Below are 20,666 nucleotides of genomic sequence, written 5' to 3' on the forward strand. Positions count from 1 at the left end.
ATGTTTCGCTTGTTTTCAGATCATGCCCGCAGATAGCCATTCGATCCTCGCCAGCAACTTCAAGGACGAGCCGTACTGGTGGGAAGCGTTTCGGCCGCTTCAGCTGATTGCGCCGTCCCTGCCGCGGCGGACCGACGTCGTCGTCATCGGCGGCGGCTATGCCGGCCTGGCGACCGCGCGTGCGCTGGCCGACGGCGGCGTGGCGAGCGTCGTGCTGGAGGCCGGCGCGTTCGGCTGCGGCGCCTCGACGCGCAGCGGCGGCGCGCTGAGTGCCGGCCTGTCGATCGGCAAGAGCTTTACGGGACGCACGCTCGACTATTCGCCGGCGCTGGTGCGCGAGGCCGTCGGTCGCGCCATCGATGCCTACCGTGCCCTGGCGGATCTGGTCGGGCAGGAGAGCATCGACTGTCATCTCGAACAGCGCGGCCGGTTTCTCGGCGCCTGTGCAGCCTCGCACTTCGACGGCTTGCGCGACCGCTTCGACAAGTTGCGCGATGGCGGGGCAACCGATTGCCGGCTGATCAGCCGGGCCGAGCAACGCGAGGAGATCGGCAGCGACTTCTATCACGGCGGCATGGTGTTCGAGACCGCGGGCAAGCTGCATCCGGCGCTGTTCTACGCTGGCCTGCTGGCGGCGGCGCGGCGGCGCAATTCGATCGTGCTCGCGGGCCAGTGCCGGGCGCGACAGCTCGCGCGCAATGGCGATGGCTGGCGCGTGACGACCAGCATGGGCGAGATCGTCGCTCGCCATGTCGTCGTCGCCACAAACGGCTACACCGGCGACCTCACGCCAAGCCTGCAGCGTCGCCTGGTGCCGATTGCCAGTCACATCATCGCCACCGAGGAGCTGCCCGATTCGCTGGTGCGCGAGCTGTGCCCGAAAGGCCGCACCTTCTCGGAGACGCGGCGCGTGCTGCACTACTACCGGATCTCGCCCGATGGACGGCGCGTGATCTTCGGTGGGCGGGCCCGCTTCACCGAGATTGCCGCGCAGCGGCGCGCCGAGCTCCTGCATCGCGCCCTGGTCCAGCGTTTCCCGCAGCTCGCGGGTGTGAAGGTCACGCACGCCTGGCAGGGCAATGTCGCCTTCACGCAGGATGCCCTGCCGCATGCCGGCGAGATCGACGGCCTGCATTTCGTTCTGGGTTGCAACGGATCGGGCGTGTCGATGATGCCCCATCTCGGCGACGCGTTGGGCCGTTCGATCGCCGGCCGCCTGCACGGCCGGCTGCCGTTTGCCGATGCGGCGCTGCCGGCCATTCCGTTCTATTCGGGCAAGCCCTGGTTTCTGCCGTTGATCGGTGGCGCCTTCCGCACGCTCGATTTCATCGACGAGAGGATCAGATGAGCGCGCGCCTGTTCAGCGTGACCTATGACGAGGCCCGCGCCCGCTTCCTCCAAGCGGCCGCGGCGATCGGTGCCGGCGTCTCGTCCCATGTTCATTCGCTCGAAGGGATGGCGGACGAGGAGATCGCCACCGATGTGGCGCTGCTCGGCGCGGCGGATGCGGCGAAGCTCTTCATCGTGAGCTCCGGCACGCACGGCCCCGAAGGGTTCGCCGGATCGGCCTGTCAGCTGGGGCTGCTGGGAGACGCGCTTGCACGCCGTGCGGCCGACCGCGGCATCGCGCTGCTGCTGATCCATGCCGTCAATCCGTTCGGGTTCTCCCACCTCCGGCGGACCAACGAGGACAACGTCGACCTCAACCGCAACTTCAACGATTTCGCGGCGTCTTACCCGGACAATCCGGTCTACGAGGAGGTCCATGCTCTGCTCGTGCCGGCCGCGTGGCCGCCCTCTGCGGCCAACGAGGAGAGGCTCGCGGCCGCCATGGTCCGCCTCGCCGGCCAGCGCGCGCCCGGCGTGTCGAGCGGGCAGGCGCGTCATCCCGACGGACTGTTCTACAGTGGTGCGGCGCCGGCCTGGAGCAACCGCACGGTGCGCGAGATCGTCCGCCATCATGGCGCCGGACGCCGCCACATCGCCTGGATCGACATCCATACCGGGCTCGGCCCCTATGGCCACGGCGAGAAGATCTTCGGCCGTCATCCCGAGGCGACATTGCGGCGGGCCCTGTCGTGGTGGGGCCGCGACCTGATTGCCAGCACGGCAGCCGACACGATCTCGCCGCGCACCACCGGCCACATCACAAGCCTGGCACCGCAGGAATGTCCTGAGGCGGCGATCACGCCGAGCACGCTCGAGTACGGCACGCTGCCCTCATCCGAGGTGCGCCGCGCGCTGCGCGGCGAGGCTTGGCTGGCCGGTCATCCCGACGCGCTGCCGGAACTCGCCGCCGAAATCCGTCGCGCGGTGCGTGACGCCTTCTACGTCGATGCCGACGACTGGAAGGGCATGGTGCTGGGCCAGTTCCGCGCCTTCGCGTTGCAGACGATCAAGGGGTTGGCGGGCGAGTGCGTGTGATGCGACGACGCCTTCCTTTTCCCTCCCCAGCGAAGCTGGGGAGGAGCTCTCGACTCCGGAGAAGCCCGATGAACCTTCGCACCCTCCTCGCCGTTCTCGGCAGCCTCGTGCTGGCGACGCCCTGCGTCGCCCAGGGCACGCTGCGGATCGTCATGCACTCGGATCTTAAGATCCTCGATCCGATCTGGGCGTCGGCACAGATCAGCCGCACGCATGGCTATCTGGTTTATGACACGCTGTTCGGCCTCGATGGCGAGCTGAAGCCGCAGCCGCAGATGGTGGAGACGTGGACCGTCGATCCCGCCGGCCTGGTCTACACCTTCGTGCTGCGCGACGGGCTGGCCTGGCACGATGGTGCGCCGGTCACCGGCGAGGACTGCGTGGCTTCGCTGAAGCGCTGGGGCAGCCGCGACGTCATGGGCATCAAGCTGATGGCGTATGTGAAGGAGCTGACGGCGCCCGATGCCAGGACCATCCGCCTGGAGCTTTCCAAGCCCTACGGGCTGGTGCTGGAATCGCTTGCCAAGCCGGCCGGCATCGTTCCGTTCATGATGCCCAAGCGCATCGCCGAGACTCCGGCCACGCAGCAGATCAAGGATCCGGTGGGTTCCGGCCCCTTCATCTTCAAGGCCGACGAATGGCGGGCCGGCGAGAAGATCGTCTATGTCAGGAACCCAAACTACGTGGCGCGCCGCGAGCCGCCTGCCAACTTCGCCGGGGCCAAGGGGGTGAAGGTCGGCAGGGTCGAATGGATCACCATTGCCGATCCGCAGACGGCGGTGAATGCCCTCGAGAACGGCGAGGTCGATGCGCTCGAGACGGTGGCGCACGACCTGCTGCCGCTGATCGAGAAGCGCCGCGGCATCACCGTCGAGCGCGGCAGCTACGCCAACCAGTACACGCTGCGGCCAAACTGGCTGCATCCGCCGTTCAACGATCCGCGGATGCGCCGCGCCCTGGGCTACGCCATCGACCAGAAGGCCTATCTCGAGGCGACCGTCGGCGATCCGAAGTTCTGGCGCCTGTGCAAGACCTACTACGGCTGCGGCACGCCGCTCGCCGGCGACTCGGGCACTGCGGGCCTGCTCGAGGGCGATGCCGACAAGGCGCGCGTCCTGCTCAAGGAGGCAGGCTATGACGGCCGGCCGATCGTGCTGCTGCAGGTGAGCGACATCGCATCGCTGGCCAACCTGGCGCCGGTCGCCAAGGCTCAGCTGGAGCGCGTCGGCTTCAAGGTCGACATGCGGCCGGCCGATTGGCAGACGCATCTGGCGCGCGTGCTGCGCAAGGAGCCGCCGGAGGATCGTGGCTGGAATGTCACCCTCTCCAGCACTGGTGTGCTCGACGTGGTCAATCCGGTGACGTCGCTGTTCCTCAACTCGGCCTGCGACAAGGCGACGGCCGGCTGGCCTTGCGATGCCGAGGTCGAGAAGCTGCGCGACGCCTTTGCCCTCGAGCCTGACGCCGCCAAGCGCAAGGCGATCGCCGAGCAGATCCAGGCGCGCGCCATGGAACTCGGCACCCACTATCCGCTCGGCGAATGGTACGCCGCATCGGCTGTCAGCAATCGCACCAAGGGTTGGATCCGGCCGCCGTCGACGACGGCGTTCTGGAACGTCGAGATCGCCAGGCCTTGATCTGAGGCATTGTGCCTCATGCATCAGCCGACCCCGGTGTGCTCACGCTAGAGTGGTACTTCCTCGTCTCGATCAGGCTCTTCCAGACCGCGAGCGTCCCGCTCGCTCATGACTCTGAGCGAGAGGGACTCTCGCGGTCCGGAAGAGTTTGAACATGATCCTTCGCGAAGCTTCGCACAGGCAGTGAAACCGTTCCTGCTTGCGCAAGAGGGCGGACGGTCTAGAGTCCGCCTCGTCCAAGGGGGGTCCCGCAGGGGGCTGAGATACCGACGGCCAGTCTGGTTCATAGACCGGAGGCAGCGCGGTGACCCTTTGAACCTGATCCGGGTCATGCCGGCGAAGGGACTGGATGCCTCCTTTGCACGACAAAACCGGATCTCCGTCTGCCTCTTGCTTCGGAAGATCCTCGTCATGGACACCATCGTCTCCACTTCGACACCGCAGGTGACGACCGGCCCCTTGCCGGCGTCGCGCAAGATCTACGTCACTCCCGATGGGGCGCCCGATCTCAGCGTGCCCCTGCGCGAGATCGCGCTGTCAGCACCGACCGAACCGCCGGTGCGGGTTTACGACACGACCGGACCCTATTCAGACCCTGATGCGAGGATCGACGTTCGCCAGGGCCTCGCCCGCGCACGGCGCGCCTGGGTGCTGCAGCGCGGCGGCGTCGAGGAATATGACGGCCGGCCGATCCAGGCGATCGACAACGGCAACGCCAAGGCCTCGGCCCTGCGGCCGTTCCCGAACACGCCCCGTCCGCTGCGCGGGCTCGCCGGCAAGCCGATCACCCAATTCGAATGGGCGCGCGCCGGCATCATCACCAAGGAGATGGTCTACGTCGCGGCACGCGAGAATCTCGGCCGCAAGCGGGTGCTCGACGTCGCACGCGAACGGCTGGCCGACGGCGAGAGCTTCGGCGCCGCGCTGCCCGAGTTCATCACGCCCGAGTTCGTGCGTAGCGAGGTGGCGGCCGGCCGCGCCATCATCCCGGCCAACGTCAACCATGGCGAGGTCGAGCCGATGATCATCGGCCGGAGCTTCCTGGTGAAGATCAACGCCAACATCGGCAACTCGGCGGTGTCGTCGTCGATGGAGGAGGAGGTCGACAAGATGGTATGGGCGATCCGCTGGGGCGCCGACACCGTCATGGACCTGTCGACCGGCCGCAACATCCACGACACGCGCGAATGGATCGTGCGCAACGCACCGGTGCCGATCGGCACGGTGCCGATCTACCAGGCGCTGGAGAAGGTCGGCGGCGACCCGACGAAGCTCGGTTGGGAAGTCTATCGCGACACGCTGATCGAGCAGTGCGAGCAGGGCGTCGACTACTTCACCATCCATGCCGGCGTGCGGCTGGCGCACGTGCCGCTGACCGCGAGCCGGATCACCGGCATCGTCAGCCGCGGCGGCTCGATGATGGCGCAATGGTGCCTGACCGAGCATCGCGAGAGCTTCCTGTACGAGCATTTCGGCGACATCTGCGACATCATGCGCAAGTACGACGTGTCGTTCTCGCTGGGCGACGGGCTGCGGCCAGGCTGCAACGCCGACGCCAACGACGCCGCCCAGTTCGCCGAGCTCGAGACCCTTGGCGAGCTCACCAAGGTCGCCTGGGACAAGGGCTGCCAGGTCATGATCGAAGGGCCGGGCCACGTGCCCATGCACAAGATCAAGGCCAACATGGACAAGCAGCTGCGCGAATGCGGCGAGGCGCCGTTCTACACGCTGGGGCCGCTCGTCACCGACATCGCGCCGGGCTACGACCACATCACCTCGGGCATCGGTGCCGCCCTGATCGGCTGGTTCGGCACGGCGATGCTCTGCTACGTGACGCCCAAGGAGCATCTCGGCCTGCCCGACCGCGACGACGTCAAGGTGGGCGTCATCACCTACAAGATCGCCGCCCATGCCGCCGATCTCGCCAAGGGCCATCCGGCGGCCCGGTTGCGCGACGATGCGCTGTCGCGCGCCCGCTTCGAGTTCCGCTGGCGCGACCAGTTCAACCTGTCGCTCGATCCGGCGACGGCCGAGAAGTTCCACGACGAGACGATGCCCAAGGAGGCGCACAAGACGGCGCATTTCTGCTCGATGTGCGGCCCGAAATTCTGCTCCATGCGCATCACCCAGGACATCCGCGACTATGCCCGCAAGGGCATGGACGAGATGAGCGCCCGGTTCAAAGCCGGCGGCAATGCCCTCTACGTGCCGGGGTCGGAACCGGCCAAGTAGTCCATCGTCGGGCCGGGAGATCTTCTTGGACCGCGGGCGTCCCGTCTGCTCATCACCATGAGCATGAGCAGGAGCCGGCGAGACGCCCGTTCTTCGCTGGGACCGCGCCGCTCCAGCGGCGCTCTTCCTGCTGATCGCACACCCCATGAGCGCCACTGGAGTGGCGCGCCTCCCCTTCGACGGGCCCACGCCGCGAGGCAACTCTCATCGCCAGGGGTGTCAGGGCACACTCTTGGCAAGCGGCGATGAGGTCGTTCGCTTACGGCGCTTGCGACGCCAAGCGCCTTGCTCAGGACGACAATGGTTAGCGCCGCCGCGGGCCCTGCCAGCTCACCTCGTAATTCAGGATGACGCGGTATTCCGTGGTCGACTGGACAAGGGTGCTGGGCGCGTACTGGTCGATGAAGGCGAGGCGGGCGCGGAGCTGGAGCGGTTTCAGCCACTCGGGGACCTCGAGCCTCTCGGCGCGAAAATTGAGCTCGAGATCGTATTCGTAGACGTCGGGCAGAGAGGCGCCGGTGTTTGCATTGATGGCATTGCCGCCATAGGTGACGTTGGCCAGGAAGAACGTGCCGGGCAGGCCGATCGTGCCGAAATCGTAGCGCGCGCCGAGCTGATAGGACCTCTCTCCGGCCCGGTCGAAATCGCGCACCTGCTGCTTGTTGACGCCGATGAAGACGCCGTAGGGGGTGCGGTACTCGGCGGCGCTGCCGACCTGCATGAAGGTGCCGTAGAGGCCGAACGGCCCCCAGGTGGTATCGACCCTGCCGCCGGCAACGAACGTCCCGAACGGCTTGCCGGTCAGAAGATCGCGGCCATTGCTGCCTTGGACCATGAACTGGCCGAACAGCCGCACCGTCAGGTCATCGGTGAGAGGGATCACCTTGATGGCGTCGGTATAGCTCGACCACAGGATGTCGGGCACGTAGTAGCTGGAGGTGCGGAAGGCAAAATCGCCGGGGTCGCCGTATCGCAGGCTGACCAGCCCCATGCCGGCGTTGACGTTGGGCGCGCCGGCGCGCTCCGCCATGTTGATGAACTCCGAATCGTCGCGCGTCTTGATGGCCGCGACATAGCCCGCGAAGTAGTTGACGGCCCCCAGCCACCCGCGCAGCGCATAGGCTTCGAAGGTCTGCGGGATCATTCGGTTGTCGCGTGGATTGACTTCGAGCTCGTCGACGATCTGGCGGAAGCCGGTGAAGGTCTGGCCCATCCAGCGGACCGACGCGAAAGCCTGGCCAAGGGTGAAGAACCCGTAGCCGTTGGGCTTCAGCAGCCGGGTCCCGTTCGAGGTCTCATAGGCATTGTTGGGTGCCCAGATCGGCTGCGTGGTGTAACCCACGGCGCCGATCTGAAACGTGTCGTAGAGCCAGCCGCTCTCCAGCCCCACCCAACCGCCGCCGGCGAGCGCCACGCTGAATGGCGGGCGCGGCCCGATCCGGTCGAAGAAGTAGCTGCGGAAACGCACCGTTGCCCGGGTCTCGTCGTAGAGGAAGCGTTTCAATTCGCGGCGCAAGCCGTATTCCGGCGACGTGCCGTCCGGTTCTTGCGCGACAGGCGCGACAGGCCCGGCCGACGAGGCAGGGGCCTGGGCGGCGGCAGGCTGGGACATGGCGTAGAGGGCCGCGGCTGCCGCTACCGGCGGGAGGCGCCGCAATATTGCGCTCTTTAGCGTGGAGATTTTGCCCATGCCATCCGCCCTGGCCCTTCCTCTTGGTGTCATTCGGGTCCGACGTGACTACATCACTGCCACGGGCTCGCTCCGGAACCATCGGGCCCTTTCTGGTATTGTGCCTGAAATCTGCCTTGCGATCCTTGCAGAGCCGGTGTCAGCAGGGGAGATTTCGGCGAATTGGTCCGTACTGGTACCTGAACCGGGGATGCGGGGGCAGGACGCGTTATGAAAAGGCTGCGAACCCTATTTGGGATCGCCGTCGGGTTGGCCATTGTGGCCGGCGCCGGCTGGTACATCACCAAGTATCAAACCACCCAGGCCCCGACGCGCCAGGGCGGCCGTTTCGGGGCGAACCTGGCTGCGCCCGTCGGTCTCGCCACGGCGGCCAGGGGCGACATCCCGATCGTCATCCGCGGGCTCGGCACCGTCACGCCGCTCAATACCGTCAACGTGAAGACCCAGATCACAGGCCAGCTCGTCAAGGTCGAGTTCAAGGAAGGCCAGATGGTCAGGGCGGGCGACCTTCTCGCGGTGGTCGATCCCAGGCCGTACGATGTTGCGCTGCAGCAGGCGATCGGCCAGATGCAGAAGGACGAGGCGCTGCTCAAGAACGCCCAGACCGACCTCGAGCGCTACAAGAAGCTGGTCGCCCAGGATTCGATCGCCCGCCAGCAATACGACACCCAGGTCGCGCTGGTGCGGCAGTACGAGGCGGCCCTGGTGATCGACCAGGCGCAGGTCGACGCCGCCAAGCTCAACGTCACCTACACCAAGATCGTGGCGCCGCTGACCGGCCGCATCGGCTTGCGCAACGTCGACCAGGGCAACTACGTGACCATGGGCGACGCCACCAGCATCTGCGTCATCATCCAGATCCAGCCGATCACGGTGATCTTCACCATCCCGGAAGATTCGCTGCCGCAGGTGCGCAAGCGCGTGAAGGACGGTGCCAAGCTCGAGGTGCGGGTGCTCGACCGGGCGCAGAAGAACGAGCTGGGCGTCGGCACGCTCGACAGCCACGACAACCTGATCGACATCACGACCGGCATGGTCAAGCTGCGCGCGATCTTCGACAACAAGGACGAGGCCCTGTTCCCCAACCAGTTCGTGAACGTGCGCATGCTGGTCGACACGGTGAAGGACGCCGTCGTCGTGCCGGTCGCCGCCATCCAGCGCGGCCCGGCCGGCATCTTCGTCTATCTCGCCAAGGCCGACGACACGGTCGAGATCCGCGTCGTCGAGCTCGGTGCGACCGACGGCGAGAAGGTGCAGATCACCAGCGGCCTGCAGCTCGGCGACCAGGTGGTGATCGACGGCACCGACCGCCTGCGCGACGGTGCCAAGATCCGCCGGCCGGGCAGCGCGCCGCGCGCGACCTCCGGTCCGCCGGTCGCCGCCGCGCCGGCCGATGGCCAGGCCGCGCCGGCCGGCCCGGCGCCTGCGTCGCAACAGCCGGGTGGCGAGCGGCCGAGACGGCGGGCGGCCAACGGCGAGGGCGGCGGAGGCGGCGCGCGCGCCGAGCAGCCCGTCCGGCCGAGCCAGTGATGATTGCGTCGGCGATGAGGGCCGCGACATGAACCCGTCGCGGATCTTCATCGAGCGCCCGGTCGGAACCTCGCTGCTGATGGTCGCGGTCATGCTGGTCGGCATGATCGCCTATCGGTTCCTGCCGCTGTCGGCGCTGCCGCAGGTCGACTACCCGACCATCCGCGTGCAGACGCTGTACCCGGGCGCCAGCCCCGAGGTCATGACCTCGGCCATCACGGCGCCGCTGGAACGCCAGTTCGGCCAGATGCCGGGCCTCAATCAGATGACGTCGACCAGCTCGGCCGGCGCCTCGTCGATCGTGCTGCAGTTCGATCTGAAGCTCGGCCTCGACGTCGCCGAGCAGCAGGTTCAGGCGGCTATCAACGCCGCCGGCAACCTCTTGCCGTCCGATCTGCCCTCGCCGCCGGTCTACGCCAAGATCAACCCGGCCGACGCGCCGGTGCTGACGCTCGGCGTCACCTCCAAGTCGGAGCCTCTGACCAAGGTCTACGACCTGGTCGACACGCGGGTGGCGCAGAAGATCGCCCAGCTGCCCGGCGTCGGCCTGGTCAGCCTGGAAGGCGGCCAGAAGCCCGGCGTGCGCATCCGCGCCAACCCGACCGCGCTCGCCGCCTACGGCCTCAACATCGACGATCTGCGCACCACCATCACCAACGCCAACGTCAATACGCCCAAGGGCAATTTCGACGGTCCGTCGCGCGCCTACACGATCAACGCCAACGACCAGGTGACCGATCCGAAGGTCTTCCGCGACATCGTCGTGGCCTATCGCAACGGCGCGCCGGTGCGCATCTCCGACGTGGCGACCGTGCTCGAGGGCCAGGAGAACGACCGCCTCGCGGCGTGGATGAACTCGACGCAGGCGGTGATCATCAATGTCCGCCGCCAGCCCGGCGCCAACGTCATCGCCGTCGTCGACAGCATCAAGGCGCAGCTGCCGCAGCTGCGCGAGACCCTGCCGGGCTCGGTCGACCTGCAGATCCTGACCGATCGCACCATCACCATCCGCGCCTCGGTGCGTGACGTGCAGATCGAGCTGGCCTTCGCGGTCGTCCTGGTGGTCGTCGTGATCTTCCTGTTCCTGGGCGATGCCCGGGCGACCCTGATCCCCAGCCTGTCGGTGCCGCTGTCGCTCGTCGGCACGCTCGCGGTCATGTACCTGGCGGGCTACAGCCTCAACAACCTGTCGATCATGGCGCTCACCATCGCCACGGGCTTCGTGGTCGACGACGCCATCGTCATGATCGAGAACATCGCCCGCTACATCGAGCGCGGCGATCCGCCCAGGCAGGCGGCGCTCGAAGGCTCGCAGCAGATCGCCTTCACGGTGGTGTCGCTCACGGTGTCGCTGATCGCCGTGCTGATCCCGCTGCTGTTCATGAGCGACGTCGTCGGCCGGCTGTTCAGCGAGTTCGCCGTCACGCTTGCCGTCACCATCCTGATCTCGGCGGTGGTGTCGCTCACCCTGGTGCCGATGATGTGCGCCCTGCTGCTGCGCCAGCGCGCCAGTCACGTCGCCGGCGGGCACGGCGAGACGGTGCGGCGGCATGCCGAGGCGGAGGCCCTGGGCGCCGGCTGGTTCGGCTGGCTGATCGATGCCTACGAGCGCTGCCTGGTCGTGGTGTTCCGCCATCAGCCGTTCACCCTGCTGATCGCGGTCGCCACCGTCGTGCTGACGGTCTGGATGTACGTCGTGATCCCCAAGGGCTTCTTCCCGGTCCAGGATACCGGCCTGATCCAGGCGGTCACCGAGGCGCCGCAGAGCATCTCCTTCCCGGCCATGGCCGAACGCCAGCGTGCCATGGCCGAGGCCATCCTCAATGATCCCGATGTCGAGAGCCTGACGTCCTTCATCGGCGTCGACGGCAGCAATCCGACGCTCAATTCCGGCCGCATGCTGATCAACCTCAAGCCGCGCGAGGGGCGCACCGCCACGGCGAGCCAGATCATCCGCCGCATCCAGCACGAGGCCGCAAGCGTGCCGGGCATCTCGCTCTACATGCAGCCGTCCCAGGATCTGACCGTCGATTCGACGGTGAGCCGCACCCAGTACCAATTCGTGCTGCAGAGCGTGAAGCCGGGGGATTTCGACACCTGGGTGCCGCGCCTGCTCGACCGCCTGCAGCGCGTGCCCGAGATCGTCGACGTCACCAGCGACCTGCAGGCCAAGGGTCTGTCGTTGTTCATCAGGATCGACCGCGATGCTGCCGCCCGCTTCGGCATCACCGCCGCCTCGGTTGACAACGTGCTGTACGACGCCTTCGGCCAGCGCATCGTGTCGACCGTCTACACCCAGTCGAACCAGTATCGCGTGATCTACGAGGTCGACCCGGCGTTCGGCCGCTCGCTGGCGTCCCTGTCGGACCTCTATCTGCCCGGCTCGGGCGGCAAGCAGGTGCCGCTGTCGGCCATCGCCACCATCGAGGAGCGCTCGGCTCCCTTGCGCCTCGACCGGCTCGGCCAGTTCCCGGCCACCGCCATCTCGTTCAACCTGGCGCCCGGCGCCTCGCTCGGCCAGGCGGTCGAAGCCATCGTCGCCGCCCAGCGCGAGATCGGCATGCCGGCGTCGCTCACGACGCATTTCCAGGGCGCCGCGCTTGCCTTCCAGAAGTCGCTCGACAGCCAGCTGCTGCTGATCCTGGCCGCCATCGTCACTGTCTACATCGTGCTGGGCGTGCTCTACGAGAGCTACATCCATCCAATCACCATCCTGTCGACCCTGCCGTCGGCCGGCATCGGCGCGCTGCTGGCGCTGATGCTGTCGGGTGACGATCTCAGCGTCGTCGCCATCATCGGCATCGTGCTGCTGATCGGCATCGTCAAGAAGAACGCGATCATGATGATCGACTTCGCCCTCGACGCCGAGCGCAACGACGGCAAGACGCCGCGGGAGGCAATCCACCAGGCCTGCCTGCTGCGCTTCCGGCCGATCCTGATGACCACCGTCGCCGCCCTGGTCGGCGCGCTGCCGCTGATGCTGGGCAGCGGCACCGGCTCGGAGCTGCGCCATCCGCTCGGCCTCACCATCGTCGGCGGCCTGATCGTCAGCCAGGTGCTGACCCTGTTCACCACGCCGGTGATCTACCTCGCCTTCGACCGGCTCGGCCGCCGCCTGCGCGGCGTGCCGCTCGATACGCCGCGCCATCCGCTACAGGTGGAGGGGCGTACGGATGTCGCGGGGGCTCCCGACCATGGGCGTTGACTTGGGCCGGACCAACAAAGTCCTCATCCTGAGGAGGCCGCGTAGCGGCCGTCTCGAAGGATGGGCCGCACAGAAGATCGCGGAGCAAGCCGGTTTGCATCGTTCTTTGCGTTGCCCACCCTTCGAGACGCGGCCCTCTGGGCCGCTCCTCAGGGTGAGGTCGAGGCCATGAGGCCGGCGCCGTGAACATCTCGGCGCCCTTCATCGCCCGGCCGGTCGCCACGACCCTGCTGACGATCGGGCTGGCGCTGGCCGGCCTGGTGGCATTCTTCAAGCTGCCGGTCGCGCCCTTGCCCAGGGTCGACTATCCGACCATCCAGGTGACGGCGAGCCTGCCCGGCGCCTCGCCCGAGACCGTCGCCACCAGCCTGACCACGCCGCTCGAGCGGGCGCTCGGCGCCATCGCCGGCGTCACCGAGATCACGTCGGTGAGCACGGTCGGCAATGCCCGCATCGTCCTGCAGTTCGACCTGTCGCGCAGCATCGACGGCGCGGCGCGCGACGTGCAGGCGGCGATCAATGCCGCCCGCATGGAGATGCCGGGCGACCTGCCCTCCAATCCGCAATACCGCAAGGTCAACCCGGCCGACGCGCCGGTCGTGGTGCTGGCCCTGACCTCGGACATCATCGGCCAGGGGCGCCTGTTCGACGCCGCCTCCAACATCCTGCAGCAGCGGCTGAGCCAGGTGAACGGAGTCGGCCAGGTCGTGCTGGGCGGTGCCTCGCTGCCGGCGGTGCGGGCCGAGATCAACCCGACCAGCCTGTCGAAATACCGCATCGGCCTCGAAAGCGTGCGGGCGGCGCTGGCGGCGGCCAACGCCAACGCGCCCAAGGGCGCGCTCGAGGTCGGCGAGCAGCGCTACCAGATCTACTCCAACGACCAGGCGCGCACGGCCGAGGAGTACCGGCCCCTGATCATCGCCTGGCGCAACGGCTCGCCGGTCCGCCTGAGCGACGTCGCCGAGGTGATCGACTCGACCGAGAACATCCGCAACGAGGGCCAGGCCAACGGCAAGCGCTCGGTGCTGGTGATCGTCTACCTGCAGCCCAACGCCAACGTCATCGAGACGGTCGACGAGGTGCGCTCGTTGCTGCCCGAGCTGCAGGCGTCGCTGCCCAACGACGTCGACCTGCAGGTCGTCAGCGACCGCACCACCACCATCCGCGCCTCGCTCAAGGAGGTCGAGACCGCGCTGATCGCCAGCATCATCCTGGTCGTGCTGGTGACCTTTGCCTTCCTGCGCTCGGCGCGCGCCGGCTTCGTCGCCGCGGTCGCCGTGCCGGTGTCGCTGATCGGCACGTTCGGCGGCATGTACCTGCTGGGCTACAGCCTCAACAACCTGTCGCTGATGGCGATGGCGATCGCCGCCGGCTTCGTGGTCGACGACGCCATCATCGTGCTGGAGAACGTCTCGCGCCACATCGAGGAGGGCATGTCGCGCCTCTCCGCGGCGCTGCTCGGCGCGCGCGAGGTCGGCTTCACCGTGGTCTCGATGAGCCTGTCGCTGATCGCGGTGTTCATTCCCATCCTGTTCATGCCCGGCATCGTCGGCCGCCTGTTCCGCGAGTTCGCTGTCACGCTGACCATCGCCATCCTGATCTCGATGGTGGTGTCGCTCACCACGACGCCGATGATGTGCGCCTACGTGCTGCGCGCGCATCAGGGCGCCGCGCAGCAGGGCGAGGCGCGGCGGCCGGGCTTGTTCTTCCGCCTGAGCGAGCGCGGCTTCGGCTGCCTGCAGTGGCTCTATGGCCGCAGCCTCGGCCTGGTGCTGCGCCATCCGCTGATCACCATGATGATCTTCCTGGCGACGGTGATCCTCAACATCGACCTCTATGTCACCATCCCCAAGGGCTTCTTCCCGCAGCAGGACACCGGCCGCCTGGTCGGCGGCATCCGCGCCGACCAGAGCATCTCCTTCCAGGCGATGCGGCGGAAGTTCCGCCAGTTCATGGAGATCGTGCGCGCCGATCCCGACATCGAGAGCGTCGCCGGCTTCACCGGCGGCTATTCGACCAACTCAGGCTTCATGTTCGCCACCCTGAAGCCGCTCGGCGAGCGCAAGATCTCGGCCGACCAGGTGATCGCCCGCCTGCGTCCCAAGCTTGCCCAGGTGCCGGGCGCCAACCTGTTCCTGGCGGCGGTGCAGGACATCCGGGTCGGCGGCCGCCAGGGCAACGCGCAATACCAGTTCACGCTTCAGGCCGATTCGCTGCCCGACCTCTATGTCTGGGGACCCAAGCTGGTCGAGGCGCTGCGCGCCGACCAGTCGGTGATCACCGATGTCGATTCCGACCAGCAGCAGCGCGGCCTGCAGGTCAACCTGACGATCGACCGCGATGCGGCGGCCAGGCTGGGCGTGTCGACGCGCAGCATCTCGGCGACGCTCTACGATGCGTTCGGCCAGCGCCAGGTCTCGACCATCTACAACGCGTTGAACCAGTACCGCGTCGTCATGGAGGTGGCGCCCGAGCACTGGCAGAATCCCGAGGCGCTGAAGGACATCTATGTCAGCACCTCGGGCGGCGCGATCAGCGGCGCCCAGGCGACCGGGGCGATCGTCTCGACCGCGCCGGTGAAGGCCGGCGCCGTCGATCCCGCGGCGGCGGTGCGCAACCAACGCACCAACCAGATCGCCGTCAGCGGCCGCGGCTCGGCATCGACCGGCGCGGCTGTCAGCACGACGGCCGAGACCATGATCCCGCTCTCGCAGCTGACGCGCTACGAGTTCGGCACCACGCCGCTCTCCGTCAACCACCAGAGCCTGTTCGTCGCCAGCACCGTCTCGTTCAACCTGGTGCCCGGCAAGACCTTGAGCGATGCCGTCACCTACGTGAACGACACGATGCGCGAGATCGGCCTGCCGTCGACCATCCATGGCTCCTTCCAGGGCACCGCGCGGGCTTTCCAGCAGAGCCTCGGCAACCAGCTTCTGCTGGTGCTGGCGGCGCTGGCCGCGGTGTATATCGTGCTGGGCGTGCTGTACGAGAGCTACATCCATCCGATCACCATCCTGTCGACCCTGCCGTCGGCCGGCGTCGGCGCGCTGCTGGCGCTGAAATATTCCAATGTCGAGTTCAGCCTGATCGCCATGATCGGCGTGCTGCTGCTGATCGGCATCGTCAAGAAGAACGCCATCATGATGATCGACGTGGCGCTCGAGCGCGAGCGCAACGAGGGGCTCGACCCGCGCGAGGCGATCCACCAGGCGGCGGTGCTGCGCTTCCGGCCGATCCTGATGACCACCATGGCGGCCATCCTGGGCGCTCTGCCGCTGGCGCTGGGCTTTGGCGACGGCGCCGAGATGCGCCGGCCGCTCGGCATCTCGATCATCGGCGGGCTCGCCGTCAGCCAGATCCTGACGCTCTACACGACCCCGGTGATCTACCTCTATCTCGACCGCTTCCGCCGGCGTGATCGCGACCGGCCAAGCCGCGTGGCGCGCGCCATGGGCAGCGCCGGGTTGCCGGCATGAGGCAGCTGGCGCCGGTTCTCTGCCTCGCGCTGGTGTCGGGATGCACGGTGGTCGGGCCGGACTACCAGCGGCCGCCGCCGGCCAGCCCGCCGCCGGCGCAGTTCAAGGAGGCCGTCGCCGAGATGGCGCCCGGCACCGACATCCCGTTCCGCCCGGCCATGCCGCGCGACGACGTCGACCGCGGCGCGTGGTGGACGATGTACGGCGATCGCGAGCTCGATCGCCTGACCGCGCAGATCGACATCTCCAACCAGACGCTGAAGCAGTCGGAGGCGGCCTATCGCCAGGCGCGCGCCCTGGTGCGGCAGGACATCTCCGGACTCTATCCCACGCTCACCGGCACGGGCAGCGCCCAGCAGACCGGCACCGGCAACCAGCGCAGCGGCGGCGGCACCGTGCTGGTCAACACCAACACCGGCCAGTTCACCTCGAGCGTCGGCCAGTTCTCGACCGGTGCCTCGCTGAGCTGGGAGATCGACGTGTGGGGCCGCATCCGCCGCCAGATCGAGAGCGATTCGGCGGCCGCCCAGGCGAGCTACTCCGACCTCGCCTCGGCGCGGCTGTCGGCCCAGGCCGACCTGGTGATCAATTACTATTCGCTGCGCATCTCCGACGAGCGCATCAGGATCTTCCAGGCGACGGTGGCGGCCTACACGCGCGCCGTCGAGATCGTGCAGAACCAGGTCGATGCCGGCATCGTCAGCAAGGTCGATCTGGTGCAGGCGCAGACCCAGCTCGAGCAGACGCGCTCGCAGCTGGTCGCCGAGGGCATCACGCGCGCCCAGTTCGAGCACGCCATCGCCGTGCTGATGGGGCGCGCCCCGGCCGAGCTCAGCCTGGCGCCGGCGCCGTTGCCCCAGCAGGTGCCGACCGTCGATGCCGGCGTGCCGTCGGCGCTGCTCGAGCGGCGGCCCGACATCGCCGGCGCCGAGCGCCGCATGGCGTCGGCCAACGCCCAGATCGGCGTCGCCCGGGCCGCCTTCTATCCGACGATCTCGCTCAACGCCGCCGTCAGCTTCCTCAATGCCGGCCTCGCCAACCTGCTGCAGATCGGCAGCGCGGTGTGGTCGGTCGGCCCGCAGCTCGCCGGCACCCTGCTCGACGGCGGCGCGCTGAAGGCCCAGGTCGAAGGCGCCCGCGCCGCCTACGACGGCCAGGTCGCGGCCTATCGCCAGACCATCCTGGTCGCCTTCCAGCAGGTCGAGGACGCGCTGGTCCAGCAGCGCATCCTGGTGCAGCAGGAGCAGGTCCAGCGCGCCGCCGTCGCCGCCGCGCGCGAGGCCGAGCGGCTGTCGCTCAACCAGTACCGCATCGGCACCGTGCCCTACACGACGGTGGTGCAGACCCAGACCGCCGCGCTCGCCGCCGAGCAGACGCTGCTCACCGTGCGCCTCAACCGGCTGACCGCCAGCGCCAACCTGGTGAAGGCGCTGGGCGGCGGCTGGCGCGACTCCGACTTGCCGGCGCCGACACCGATCGGCGGCATCGACCAGACGCCGCAGCCGGCGATCCCGCCGCCTGGTCCGGCGAAACCGCCGAAGCAGTGGTGGCAGGTCTGGCAATAGGCTTCCCTTTGACAAGCTTCCCCCTGACAGGTCCAACTGGGCTCGCATCAATGTCATGACCGACGAGGAAGTCATGGCAGCGGCGTTGTCGGATCCCGATGCGCGGCCCCTCACGCCTGAGCAGCTGGCGAAGATGCGCCGGGTGTCGCGGGTCAAAGTGCTGCGGCAGCGTCTCGAGATGACGCAAGCGGAGTTCGCCGAGGCGTTCCACTTGCCCATCACGACCTTGCGTGATTGGGAACAGCATCGGAGCTCGCCAGACGCGCCGGCTCGCGCCTTGCTGTTGGCTATCGAGCGCGATCCAGAGGTCATGCGGAGGTTGCTCGCGGAGAGGGCCGCATAGCCTCAGCGACAGTTCGAATTCGTTTCCCCGCGAGCGATCCGACCCTCCGCGTCACCGCAGGCCGTTGCCCATGCCGCCATCGACGCGCAGAGTCTCGCCGGTGATGAAACGGGCCTCGTCGGAGGCCAGGAACAGGGCCGCGTAGGCGGTGTCCCAACCCGTGCCCATCTTGCTCCGCAGGGGGACCTGGGCATCTCGCTCGGCACGAACGTCGGCGGCCGGACGGCCGGTCGCGCGGGCGATGCCCGCGACCGCCATGGGCGTGTCCATGAAGCCCATCATGATGGCATTGGCGCGGATGCCGTACCGCGCGTTCGACTGGGCGACGCTCGTCGTCAGGCGATTGACGGCTGCCTTGGACACCTCGTACGCCATCTGCGTCGCCCCGGTCAGCGCCGCAAGCGAGGAGATGTTGACGATCGCACCGCCCTTCTGCTCGCGCATCGCCGGGATGGCCGCCTTGATCGTCAGCCACATGCCCTTCAGGTTGACCGCCATGATGCGGTCGAAGACATGCTCCTCCAGCCGGTGCGCCGGCGCATCGCCGCCGCCGCCGATGCCGACATTGTTGACCAGGATGTCGAGCCGGCCGTAACGCCGTTGCGCCTCGGCGATGATGCGGGCGCAGTCGGCCGCGACCGTGACGTCGCTGGCCATCGAGGAGGCGGCGGCCGCAGCGCCCCGCTCGCCGGCAATCATGTCGGCCGTCTCGCGTGCCCGCTCGCCGATCCGGTCGACGCAGAGCACGGTCGCGCCTTCACGTGCCAGCAGCAGCGCGGTGGCCCGGCCGTTGCCGATGGTCTCTCCTTCGGTCTGTCCGGCGCCGACGACGACGGCGATCTTTCCTTCGACGCGACTGGCCATCTCAGTTTCCCTCGAGGTCGGGCTCGCACGTCTGGCTCCCGTCGCGGTGCAGGCCAGGCCGATGACGCTCCGCAGTCCCGCCTTCGAACCGGAACCCTCTGTAGCTGTCCGCCGCGATCTGGCTGCAGGTATGACGGTAGCCGGCGCCGACATAAGGCATGAAGACTTTCGGCTTGCCCGGGATGTTCACGCCGAGATACCAGGAGTTGGCTTCCGGATAGAGCGTGCGCGACGCCACGTCCGCCACGTGGTCCATCCATTGGTGCTGCGCCGTCTCCTCGGGCTCGACCGTCTGCAGCTTGCCTCGGCGCATGTGCTCGATGCAGTCGACCAGCCAGTCGACATGATGCTCGCAATTGGCGATCACGTTGCCGATGACCGAGGGGCTGCCCGGACCGGTGATGGTGAACAGGTTCGGGAAGCCCGCCACGCCGAGGCCGAGATAGGTCCGCGGCCCGTCTGCCCACGCCTCCTTCAGTGTCCTGCCGTCGCGGCCTCGGATGTCCATCGCCAGCAGCGCGCCGGTGATGGCGTCGAAGCCGGTGGCGAGCACCAGCATGTCGAGCTCGAACGTGCGTTCGGACGTCTGCACGCCGGCCGGCGTGAAGCGCTCGATTGGTTCGCGGCGCAGGTTGACCAGCGTGACGTTGGGTCGGTTGAAGGTCTCGAAGTAGCCGCTGTCGACGCAGATGCGCTTCACGCCCAGCGGATGGTTGGTCGGGCAGAGATCATCGGCGGTCTGCGGATCGTGCACGGCCTCGCGGATCTTGGCGCGCACGAAGTCGCAGGCGACGTCGTTCACGCCGTGGTGCGTCAGGATGTTGGGGAACGCATAGAGGATGGCGCCGCCGCCCTCCTGCCAGAGCGCCTCGTAGCGCGTCCATTGGACATCGCGCGCGGGGATGGGGGCGGTCGCGGCGGTGGGCGGCACGCGGCCGAAGTCGGAGTGCTGCAGGCTTTCCAGATAGGCCTCGAACCCGGCCTCGAACTGTTCATGATCCTGCTCGGTCAGCGGGCGATTGCGCGACGGAAGGGAGAAGTTCGGCGTGCGCTGGAACACGGTGAGGTGCCGGGCGGTCTCGGCGATCACCGGAATGGCCTGGATGCCGGAGGAGCCGGTCCCCACCACTCCGACCCGCTTGCCGCTGAAGTCGACAGGCTCGTGCGGCCACTGGGCGGTGTGATGGATGGCGCCGGCGAAGTCGGCGAGGCCGGGAATGTCGGGCGTGTTGGGCACCGACAGGCAGCCGGTCGCCATGATGCAGAAGCGGGCGCGGAAGCAATCGCCGCGGTTCGTGCGCACCGTCCAGACGCCGGCGTCGTCGTCGTAGAGGGCGCTGATGACGCGCGTCTCGAAGCGGATGAGCTGCCGCAAGCCGAAGCGGTCGGCGGCATGGCCGATGTAGCGCAGGATCTCGGCCTGGGCGGCATAGCGTTCCGACCAGCGCCACTCGGCGCGCAGCTCGGGTGACCAGGTGTAGGAGTAGAGCAGGCTCGGCACGTCGCACCGCACGCCCGGATAGCGGTTCCAGTACCAGGTCCCGCCGACATCGGGCGCCGCTTCGATGCCAACCACCGACAGGCCGAGCGCACGCAGCCGGTGCAGGGCATAGAGTCCGCCGAACCCGGCGCCGACGACCACGGCCCCGAGGACCCTGTCCTCCGAGGGTTCTTCATTCTCCTCCCCAGCTTCGCTGGGG

The 20,666-nt window shown here is 68.0% G+C and carries 12 protein-coding genes and 1 riboswitch; of the genes, 9 read left to right on the plus strand and 3 right to left on the minus strand.

Annotated features, from left to right (window positions below):
• Positions 1-22 precede the first annotated feature (22 nt).
• From ACILR9_RS24975 to thiC, 4 genes are all read left to right on the plus strand, one after another.
• Positions 23-1,348, plus strand: coding sequence for an NAD(P)/FAD-dependent oxidoreductase (locus ACILR9_RS24975; RefSeq protein ID WP_395712680.1), 1,326 nt, complete (start codon positions 23-25; stop codon positions 1,346-1,348).
• The gene (locus ACILR9_RS24980; protein WP_395712681.1) at positions 1,345-2,424 is read left to right on the plus strand and encodes a M14 family metallopeptidase; all 1,080 of its coding nucleotides are present in this window, start codon (positions 1,345-1,347) and stop codon (positions 2,422-2,424) included. Before ACILR9_RS24975 ends, ACILR9_RS24980 begins: the two co-directional genes overlap by 4 nt.
• 68 nt (positions 2,425-2,492) lie before the next feature.
• Positions 2,493-4,061, plus strand: coding sequence for an ABC transporter substrate-binding protein (locus tag ACILR9_RS24985; RefSeq protein ID WP_395712682.1), 1,569 nt, complete (start codon positions 2,493-2,495; stop codon positions 4,059-4,061).
• A 229-nt stretch (positions 4,062-4,290) separates the two neighbouring features.
• Positions 4,291-4,424: riboswitch (TPP riboswitch) on the plus strand.
• 48 nt (positions 4,425-4,472) lie between these two features.
• Positions 4,473-6,293: a phosphomethylpyrimidine synthase ThiC gene (gene thiC / locus ACILR9_RS24990; protein ID WP_395712683.1), complete on the plus strand. Its 1,821-nt coding sequence runs from the start codon at positions 4,473-4,475 to the stop codon at positions 6,291-6,293.
• Positions 6,294-6,597: 304 nt separating this feature from the next.
• Here thiC and ACILR9_RS24995 read toward each other — a convergent pair whose 3' ends face one another.
• Complete coding sequence (locus ACILR9_RS24995; protein WP_395712684.1) at positions 6,598-7,950, minus strand: OprD family outer membrane porin; 1,353 nt, start codon at positions 7,948-7,950, stop codon at positions 6,598-6,600.
• Between the two features lie 291 nt (positions 7,951-8,241).
• On the opposite strand from ACILR9_RS24995, the gene ACILR9_RS25000 reads away from it, so the two are divergent.
• The 5 genes from ACILR9_RS25000 (at position 8,242) to ACILR9_RS25020 (ending at position 18,102) form a co-directional block, all read left to right on the plus strand.
• Positions 8,242-9,513, plus strand: coding sequence for an MdtA/MuxA family multidrug efflux RND transporter periplasmic adaptor subunit (locus ACILR9_RS25000; protein WP_395712728.1), 1,272 nt, complete (start codon positions 8,242-8,244; stop codon positions 9,511-9,513).
• Positions 9,514-9,541: 28 nt separating this feature from the next.
• Positions 9,542-12,718, plus strand: a complete 3,177-nt coding sequence (locus ACILR9_RS25005; protein WP_395712685.1) for a multidrug efflux RND transporter permease subunit — start codon at positions 9,542-9,544, stop codon at positions 12,716-12,718.
• Between the two features lie 182 nt (positions 12,719-12,900).
• Complete coding sequence (locus ACILR9_RS25010) at positions 12,901-16,194, plus strand: efflux RND transporter permease subunit (protein WP_395712686.1); 3,294 nt, start codon at positions 12,901-12,903, stop codon at positions 16,192-16,194.
• Complete coding sequence (locus ACILR9_RS25015) at positions 16,191-17,759, plus strand: efflux transporter outer membrane subunit (protein ID WP_395712687.1); 1,569 nt, start codon at positions 16,191-16,193, stop codon at positions 17,757-17,759. Before ACILR9_RS25010 ends, ACILR9_RS25015 begins: the two co-directional genes overlap by 4 nt.
• A gap of 55 nt (positions 17,760-17,814) precedes the next feature.
• Positions 17,815-18,102 (plus strand): helix-turn-helix domain-containing protein, encoded by a 288-nt coding sequence (locus ACILR9_RS25020; protein WP_395712688.1) that lies wholly within the window; start codon positions 17,815-17,817, stop codon positions 18,100-18,102.
• A 51-nt stretch (positions 18,103-18,153) separates the two neighbouring features.
• Here ACILR9_RS25020 and ACILR9_RS25025 read toward each other — a convergent pair whose 3' ends face one another.
• A complete protein-coding gene (locus ACILR9_RS25025; protein WP_395712689.1) occupies positions 18,154-18,966 on the minus strand; it encodes an SDR family NAD(P)-dependent oxidoreductase in 813 nt (270 codons plus the stop codon).
• A 1-nt stretch (position 18,967) separates the two neighbouring features.
• Entirely contained in the window at positions 18,968-20,608 is a 1,641-nt protein-coding gene (locus ACILR9_RS25030) for a flavin-containing monooxygenase (protein ID WP_395712690.1), read from the minus strand.
• Positions 20,609-20,666: the final 58 nt, after the last annotated feature.

Source organism: Reyranella sp., from assembly GCF_044224635.1.
Taxonomy (GTDB): Bacteria; Pseudomonadota; Alphaproteobacteria; order Reyranellales; family Reyranellaceae; genus Reyranella.

Bases quoted from the DNA above. Each gene is read 5' to 3' on its own strand.
- ACILR9_RS25005 (WP_395712685.1), top strand. From the start codon at position 9,542: ATGAACCCGTCGCGGATCTTCATCGAGCGCCCGGTCGGAACCTCGCTG.
- ACILR9_RS25015 (WP_395712687.1), top strand. From the start codon at position 16,191: ATGAGGCAGCTGGCGCCGGTTCTCTGCCTCGCGCTGGTGTCGGGATGC.
- thiC (WP_395712683.1), top strand. From the start codon at position 4,473: ATGGACACCATCGTCTCCACTTCGACACCGCAGGTGACGACCGGCCCC.
- ACILR9_RS24975 (WP_395712680.1), top strand. From the start codon at position 23: ATGCCCGCAGATAGCCATTCGATCCTCGCCAGCAACTTCAAGGACGAG.
- ACILR9_RS24985 (WP_395712682.1), top strand. From the start codon at position 2,493: ATGAACCTTCGCACCCTCCTCGCCGTTCTCGGCAGCCTCGTGCTGGCG.
- ACILR9_RS25025 (WP_395712689.1), bottom strand. From the start codon at position 18,966: ATGGCCAGTCGCGTCGAAGGAAAGATCGCCGTCGTCGTCGGCGCCGGA.
- ACILR9_RS25020 (WP_395712688.1), top strand. From the start codon at position 17,815: ATGACCGACGAGGAAGTCATGGCAGCGGCGTTGTCGGATCCCGATGCG.
- ACILR9_RS24980 (WP_395712681.1), top strand. From the start codon at position 1,345: ATGAGCGCGCGCCTGTTCAGCGTGACCTATGACGAGGCCCGCGCCCGC.